The organism is Rhizobium sp. N122, from assembly GCF_002211295.1.
Taxonomy (GTDB): domain Bacteria; phylum Pseudomonadota; class Alphaproteobacteria; order Rhizobiales; family Rhizobiaceae; genus Rhizobium.
On the sequence record NZ_LOKU01000074.1, the window covers coordinates 1 to 7,610 of the forward strand.

Below are 7,610 nucleotides of genomic sequence, written 5' to 3' on the forward strand. Positions count from 1 at the left end.
CGTTCTCGTCCTCAAGCGCCTTCAGCCGCTTGGCCTCGGACACTTCCATACCACCGTATTTGGCTTTCCAGTTGTAAAACGTCGCTTCCGAAATCCCGTGCTTACGGCAGAGGTCGGCCGCCTTCGCACCAGCCTCCTGCTCCTTCAGCACCGCAATTATCTGCTCTTCGGTAAATCTCCGGATCTTCATTCGTCCGTCCTTTGATGGGCCGGACTCTAATCAATTCTGGAGGAAATTCGCAGTGGCAGGTCACCCGCCAAGATCGTCTTTTATAACCAATTAGACATATCAGGATCAAACACGAATTCGTTAAACAGGGCAGGGTTACGCGGCCCTTTGGTGCGACGGCAAATGGAACGTCCACTTATTGCCAGCGAAGATAAGCCGCCAGTTTTGATATATGCGCCTTCCACTGTGCTATCGTCATGGCTTACGAGACTTACTGACAGCGCCGTGCGCATAAATCCATCGTTGTATTGAGCATCACGTGACTCAAAGACTTTCGGAATACTGGCTTGAAAATTGCCCCTATAATTAATTGCACAAAGATCAGTGAATAAAGGCACCAATTGGGGAGTGGTTATCTGCTCTGTCGTCAGCGCTTACCTCACACAGGACGAAACCCGCCTATCGCGTCCAAACGCTTGTGGGGCACAATCACGTGGCGCAAGACTTTTTGCCTTATCTTATTGTCGTCACTTGAAAATGACAGCGCAGTTTTGTTCACTGGACACCTGTAAGACCGGTCATCATTGAGTTAGTGATTGTGCTGTAGTTGTCGCATCATCTGAGAAGGGTTAGTCCGTCAATACAGTCGGCTTCGACGAAAATATGCTAGGGATTACTTTGCTCCTGCAAACCGGACCTCACTGGGCATTTGAGCCCTGCCCTGACGTCATTCTCACGAAAATGGCTCGTCACCCGGTCTATAAATTCTTATCACTGACCAACATATTTGCCAAAAAGGCCGAAATTTCTTGCAATGTCTAGCCAATTTCCCGAAGCACCGTATCCTATAATTCGCGAGATGTTGGGGCAGCAGATGGCTATTTTTGTCTGCTTGAACTCCGAAAAGGTAGGCCTGTACTTTAAATTTTCTGCCGTTTGCAATAGTGATTGAATATTTTGTACAGATCAAGTTCGCGGTCGATTGGGAACCTTTTGGAGGAAAAACTGGCAAGCGAGAATAAAGATGCGCCCGTGGCAATGCAGAAGATCAAATCCATTAATATCGTCGAGTTGGCCGACAAGGGGTGGGGGGTGGCTGACAACTTCAAGGAAAACGTAAAGGATGCCTATTCTATTGCTGAGTGGATTGCTCTGGGATATGAACCAGCGAAGGATAAGCCATTGCTTGATGCAGTCGGCAAACGAATCATGATATCGAAAGCTGTGCCCAATTACCCCCATATTGAAAATCTCGATCAACTGAAGACGTTCTTTATCTGGTTTAAACAAATCAAGAGTTTTGACAACGAGCCCGGTTGCGCCAGCGGGATCGCAAATTGTTTTACTTTTAATCATTATCTTCAAAAGCGTGTATTCGCGGGATGGTAGTCTACGCGGCTTATCAAAGAATAAATTATATGGATTATGGTACTTTGGTTGAACACGTTTTTGTAATTCCACTTGATTTAAATAGCTGTGTTTGATTTTTTATTACAGTATCCCTCCGTCGGCAGCTGCAAACACGCAACCTTTAACCGCTCAAAATGAAATAGCGTTGCCGAAATTATTTTATCAAAATCTACGTAATATTTGGCTTTCTAAGGGTAACGGATTTCGCGTAGTCGAAAATTTCGGCATCAGGGTGCAGTTCACGGGGAGCACGGAATGGTAACTCACACTTAAGATAGTCGCACAATCTTGTTGATTTACATTAAAAACGATAACAAAGGCCGCTTTATTTATACATAAGAGCGAGCAGATACATCACAACCACGTACAATCCGATTTAGCGCTCTTTCATTTATAATGCATTAGAGCCTTAGGGCTCGGTTGAACGCCATCATCACACTACGGGGAGCGGCTATAACCGCATAATGTAGAGCATAACAACACTTATAACTTCCGCGAAAACACAAACGTAGATTGTGTTTCGGTACTTCTGGATTAATTTGCACCCCATTTCGCGACGATTTCATCCCCAGAGAGACCCTCCATATCCAGTTTAGCTAGGGTCAGTCCGGTTTCTTCGAAGTCCTCTCCGGCTAAAGCCCGTGCTTGAGCCAAAACCCAGTCCGCGATCTCGGCGTTGATACCGAACTTTTCTGCAAGGCCTCTGTAAAAGGGGAGCATCCGGCAGTCTTCAGTAAGGTAACGGTGCTGCATGTCGGAGGGAACTCCAAGCGTGGCATTGTGAGAGGGAGAATTGCGCGCAAACGCGAGATAGTTTGGCTCGTTCCTTCCATACCAACGATTGACCAGACCGATGTGGCTAATCCCTGCAAAATTGAACTTCGCAATAACGGACATGCGGAGTTCATCAAGTTTCTCCATCTTCTCACAGACGGAGGGGGTCATACCGTCCCTATAAAAGCGAAAGCTCTCACCAGCCAGGATGCGCTGGGCGTTCTCTATCACGGTCACCGGATGAGTGATGAAATTGGTGTTGTGCATGGCGACATCCAGTATGTTTGCACGCCACTCAAGCCTACTTGGAAAGAGAGCTTCGACTTGACTTCGATACTCCGTCTCACTGTCAGCATCGAAAGCGGCAATCTCAATCACCTTTTTAAAGGCCTTAATGAAAGCCTTACCTTCATCGATACGGCAGCCATAAGGTGAGTTGGACGCCTCAAACGTGGCAGCAGTGCTTAGCTTAACCCCAACCAGGCTCGCCAAAAGTCCGGGAACCCATATAAGGATCTTGCTTGCGAGGTCATGTTCAGCCAGCCTGACCTTCAGCTCTTCCTTAACGCCGGCCTTAGCGGGAATGGTAACAATGATTGCTTCTGCCTCGGATACGGCATGGCCAAGGTCTGGGAGAATGGTGGGGTAGAAATGCCCAACAACAGCCCCCTTTGCTTCTAGCCCTTCATTGGCAATCTTGATGCTGTTGCCGGGATGACTGGGGTGAGTCCAAATTGAAACCCGATGATTTCGGCTGGATAAGTCCGCGGCGAACGCGTTTCCAAGATTACCGGCGCCGATAATAAGGACTTTCATATTTAGAGAAATTTGATTGTAGGATTGAGATGTGAATTTCCCCTTGCCAAACTCCGTATTTATAATCGATGAAAGGGATTTTTGACGTAAGCACTTACGCATTATGCGCTAGCAAAAGTCTTGGAGTGGCCCATCAATCACAATGGTGCACAACCATACGATCTAGGGGCCGTGGACTCTTGGGATTCCCAAAAGTGAGCAAATCAGATTCAAGACTGTCTTTTGGAGGCAGTCATGGGTCTTTTAGATCGCCTTTTGGAAAAAAATGCGCCATTTATACAACAAATAATATAGCTAAATTATTTCAGATTAAATAAGCCATACACTAGAGATAAAGAAAATTACGAAGCTAGTTAGCGAAACTAATTCATACCCAATAATTTGACTCAGGCAGACGATTTATACTGTATTGATCTTTACATGGGTCTCGCCTTTTCAGCACAACGAGTTATACATATGAACGTATAAATAAATAATATTCGTCCCATGACAGTAGTGCTTTAGCTAAATAAGTCATCAAGATACGTATTGGTCCAGTAGTTGATATCGTGTTCCAACAGCCAGGTCATCATATTCCTCCAACGATCTTTACGCTCAGTAAGCGGCATTTCTAAGGCGTCTGCAATTGCCTGAGCCATACTTTGAATATTTCGGGGATCTACAATAATACCCGCAGAAAGCTCTTGCGCGGCGCCAGCAAACCCAGAAATAATTAAAACGCCAGGGTTGGCCGCGTCTTGCGCTGCAATATATTCCTTCGCCACGAGGTTCATGCCATCCCTGATCGGCGTTACGAATCCAACCCTCGCCAACCTAAAAAGAGCGCCAAGCTCATCTCTAGACGAACCAGAATTGATATAGCGAAGAGGCGTCCAGTCCGCCGTCCCGATTGCGCCATTTGCCTTGCCGACCGCTTCCGCGACCGCCGCTTGCAATTGTTGATATTCCAGAACGTCGGAGCGGGATATGGGAGCGATCTGGAGATAAGTCACTTTCCTGAGATACGAGGGGTTACCTTTAAGGAACGTTTCGTAAGCCCTCACACGCTCCAGGATGCCCTTCGTGTAGTCAAGGCGATCAACTGATATAATCAGCGTCTGCCCCTGCAAGCTTTCCACCATTTGACGCATCGACGGCTGCTTCGCCGCAGCCGCAGCGGACTTCGCGAAATTCAGGGTTTCAATGGAAACAGCGTACGCACCCAGTTTGATCCTCCGCCCAAACAAGAGAACAACGTCATTCTCTAGTTTTCCACCCTCATTGCAGCAATTCACAGCCTCATAAAAATTTGTCAAATCATTGCGTGTTTGAAAGCCTATCACATCATAGCTGGACATTGCTTTAAGCAAAAGCTTGTGTACAGGCACGTCATGAAGCACTTCGAACTTCGGCCACGGGACATGTAAAAAAAAACCGACACGCCCTATGGAACCTAGCTTCCTTAGTTCTTCAGCCAGTGGAATCAGGTGGTAATCATGCACCCATACTGCATCATCCGGACGCCCCAAAGGAAAAAGTATTTCCGCAAAGGTGGCGTTCACCCGCCGGTAGGCCACCTCGTAATCTTCGCTAAGAACCGCACGATCCTTAAACGAGTGAAAAAGAGGCCAAAGGGTCTGATTGGAAAAGCCGTTGTAGTAGTCCCGGACGTCGGCGGTGGTGAGGTCAACTTCGACGTACGTTACATTTCCCTCTCGAGTCATTTTCGTTGATGTAGCCTCGGCGTCAGTATTTCCCGACCAGCCCATCCAGATGCCTCCCCTCAACTTCAAAGCAGCATTCACGGCGACGGCCAACCCGCCTGAATTGTTACCAGGAGACGCATCACGGCGAATTCTGTTGGAAACTACGATCAGACGACCCTGCGTGTCGATTGGGTCGACCGGGCATCCTAGAAACTCATGCTCCGTCAGTGCACAGCATTCTGAACAATTTACCGTAGATGAACCAAGTGTGTTTTGCGGCCTCACACACTTCATAATTCAAATGTATTTATTGAAATCCAACTATTAAAATGCTCGCCACAATTTCGCATTATACGTAATCTTATTTATACATACAAACAAAGAAAGGCTACAAAGCTATATATCCCGCCAAGCCTTGCCAAGCCAAGCCTTGCGCGTGACGCATTGTGCCTCTTCAATCGATTTGGTGGCTCTAGTTTGATTGCGACTGCGGGGCATTCTAACCGGGCTGTTTGCGCCACGGGCGCTCTTCCTTATTGGGCCTCCACATCCACGCATCATAAGTGTTCAGGGTCAATCCCTTGAGCTTTCGCGGCGGCTCTTCGCGGGGCGATATCAATGACCTCTTGTCTTTTGCGAAAAGCCATCAAGCGTCGCCATCTCAAAGCGTGGCCAATAAGAATAACCTAACGCTGTCGCTTTCTGTCGTTCTCCAACGGTAAGCCATGTTTGGGTCTCGCGAAGGGCCCTAGTTTTTTATTCTTTAGCGCTTCGCGCATGCAAAGGCCATTATTCTGTTCGCCCGGCTTAAAAACCCACTTTGCAACGGCTGGAAGGACTTAATCCGTCCCCTATTTATATCCCTCCTCGTCATTCTAGCCATCACAACTCCTTGTCCTTCCATCACACAACGTAGACTTGCAGCATCTGCCTCCTCACGATGTCGTCGTCGTCGTGGACCCCCTTACAACTCACAAATGCGTCTGCTCGTTTTCTGACTTCTGCGCTCTATAACGCCAAGACGAACTACTCAATTGCAAAGGGTATACCCGCGATTGACCTCGGATACATCTATATGAGCAAAGCGGAGGTTGAGGAATGTGTGAGCACTAGACGGTTGAGTGGAAGCCCGTCTCTGTCGGACAAGTCTCCGGCCAACCCGCCCCCCGGGCCATCATGGTACATCGCTGTTGATCGGAACGCACCTCTGACGGGCTCGATCGACGTGGTCGGATATGGGCCAGCCGTAGGCCGGCGGTAAACGCATGATCGAAGTTGCCGTACGTTGGCCTGGGTCTATTGTTGTGTTCGTTCAGTCAGTTTTTGACTGTTGTTATTTTTTCCTTGATTTGTAAGCGTTTGCTATCGTGTTTATGTCTCGGCCTTGTGGCGAGGTCCGTCTACGTGTTTCGTTTTATGAATAAGCCAGGTCAGGCTAATGAAAAGAATCTATATTTGTATGAATTGCGTCGCAATTTTTTATGCACTGAGCACTTTTGATATTCGAACTCAAACTTTATCATCTAATAATTCCGTATTGCAAACCAGACAATTCCAGGCAGCGAACTCATAAATTGCTTGGCGTTTTTCGCGTGTCGTGATTCAAGGCTTCCGAATGAGGGAGCCTCTATGACGCGTCGCCGCTACGAACTCACCGACCACGAATGGTCGATCCTGTGCCACTGTGTGACTTCTTATTGCTATTCGTAGAAGTTGTCATATTTAACGTTATTTCGCAAGTTTAGCGCGATGTCTTTATTTTCAATGTTTAATATAAGCCAGGCACGTTGATATCTTTCTTTATTGATAATGAAATTTTCCAATGTTTACGAACGGAATAGGCGGCAAGCCCACTTAGTTACCAGGTTGTTGCCATTGTGCTGTCGCTTTCTGTTACTGGATTCACCACCGAAGGACAGTTGGATTACGGCCGCCGTATCTCACGATGGAAGCGGCCGGTGGCGAGGTGGAGGGCGCATCACTGTCTAGCAAGAACTTAAAACCTTGTTACATAGACTGAAAGCGACATCTCCGATGTAAAACATGAGCCGGAAGTGGACCTTCCAGACTCACACGATGTTTTACATCAGGATATATCCTGCCAATGCCTGAGAGCCCGATTTAAAAGAAGTTGAGCGATAACAGGCAGTTGTGATTCCCTATTGGTGCTAAATCAAATGGGGTTTGGATGAGCTGGACTGCTATCGCTCGCCGTGAGCATAACCGAGACGTGCTTCGTTTTCCAAGTGATTTGAAGGACCGGGAATGGGCGTTGATCAAACCGCTGATCCCGCCAGCGCGTCGTGGCGGGCGGCGTCGGACGACGAATATGCGCTCGGTCGTGGAGGCGATCCTCTATATCGCCTCGAGCGGCTGCCAATGGCGCATACTGCCGGGCGATTTTCCGCCGGTTTCGACAGTGCGCGGTTATTTTTATGCTTGGCGCGCGATCGGACTGTGGCAGAGCATCAACCAGCTTCTGGTGATGGCGGCGCGGGAAATCGAGGGACGGGAGGCGCAACCGACGGCAGGGATTATCGACAGCCAAAGCGTCAAGGCCACGCAAAGCGGCGGAATATCCGGCTATGATGCAGGCAAGAAGATTAAGGGCCGCAAACGTCAGATTGTCAGTGAGCGTACGGTGAGCTGTTTTTGCTGATCGGCCAAATCAGGCGATGTTCTGGCATTAGAACCAGCATTAGTGCTGACATTAATACCAGAACGAAGAGGTTTCATGGCTCGCATAGAGATCATGT

4 protein-coding genes and 1 pseudogene are annotated in these 7,610 nt (G+C 48.1%); 2 read left to right on the forward strand and 3 right to left on the reverse strand.

Annotation, left to right across the window (positions count from 1 at the left end; translation table 11 throughout):
- The coding region (locus ATY75_RS31120) for a transposase (RefSeq protein WP_143535370.1) at positions 1-190 on the reverse strand (190 nt) is incomplete at its 3' end.
- Positions 191-1,162: 972 nt separating this feature from the next.
- On the opposite strand from ATY75_RS31120, the gene ATY75_RS31125 reads away from it, so the two are divergent.
- Positions 1,163-1,558 carry a hypothetical protein gene (locus ATY75_RS31125; protein ID WP_225881195.1) on the forward strand — a complete coding sequence of 132 codons (396 nt, stop codon included), beginning with the start codon at positions 1,163-1,165 and terminating at the stop codon, positions 1,556-1,558.
- Between the two features lie 555 nt (positions 1,559-2,113).
- On the opposite strand, the gene ATY75_RS31130 is transcribed toward ATY75_RS31125, so the two are convergent.
- Both ATY75_RS31130 and ATY75_RS31135 read right to left on the reverse strand, forming a co-directional pair.
- Positions 2,114-3,169: an NAD/NADP-dependent octopine/nopaline dehydrogenase family protein gene (locus ATY75_RS31130; RefSeq protein ID WP_011427380.1), complete on the reverse strand. Its 1,056-nt coding sequence runs from the start codon at positions 3,167-3,169 to the stop codon at positions 2,114-2,116.
- Between the two features lie 500 nt (positions 3,170-3,669).
- Positions 3,670-5,148 (reverse strand): trehalose-6-phosphate synthase, encoded by a 1,479-nt coding sequence (locus tag ATY75_RS31135; protein WP_088940429.1) that lies wholly within the window; start codon positions 5,146-5,148, stop codon positions 3,670-3,672.
- A gap of 1,894 nt (positions 5,149-7,042) precedes the next feature.
- On the opposite strand from ATY75_RS31135, the pseudogene ATY75_RS31140 reads away from it, so the two are divergent.
- Positions 7,043-7,489 (forward strand): annotated as a pseudogene (locus ATY75_RS31140) (IS5 family transposase); the annotation flags it as partial.
- Positions 7,490-7,610: the final 121 nt, after the last annotated feature.

Bases quoted from the DNA above. Each gene is read 5' to 3' on its own strand.
- ATY75_RS31130 (WP_011427380.1), bottom strand. From the start codon at position 3,169: ATGAAAGTCCTTATTATCGGCGCCGGTAATCTTGGAAACGCGTTCGCC.
- ATY75_RS31135 (WP_088940429.1), bottom strand. From the start codon at position 5,148: ATGAAGTGTGTGAGGCCGCAAAACACACTTGGTTCATCTACGGTAAAT.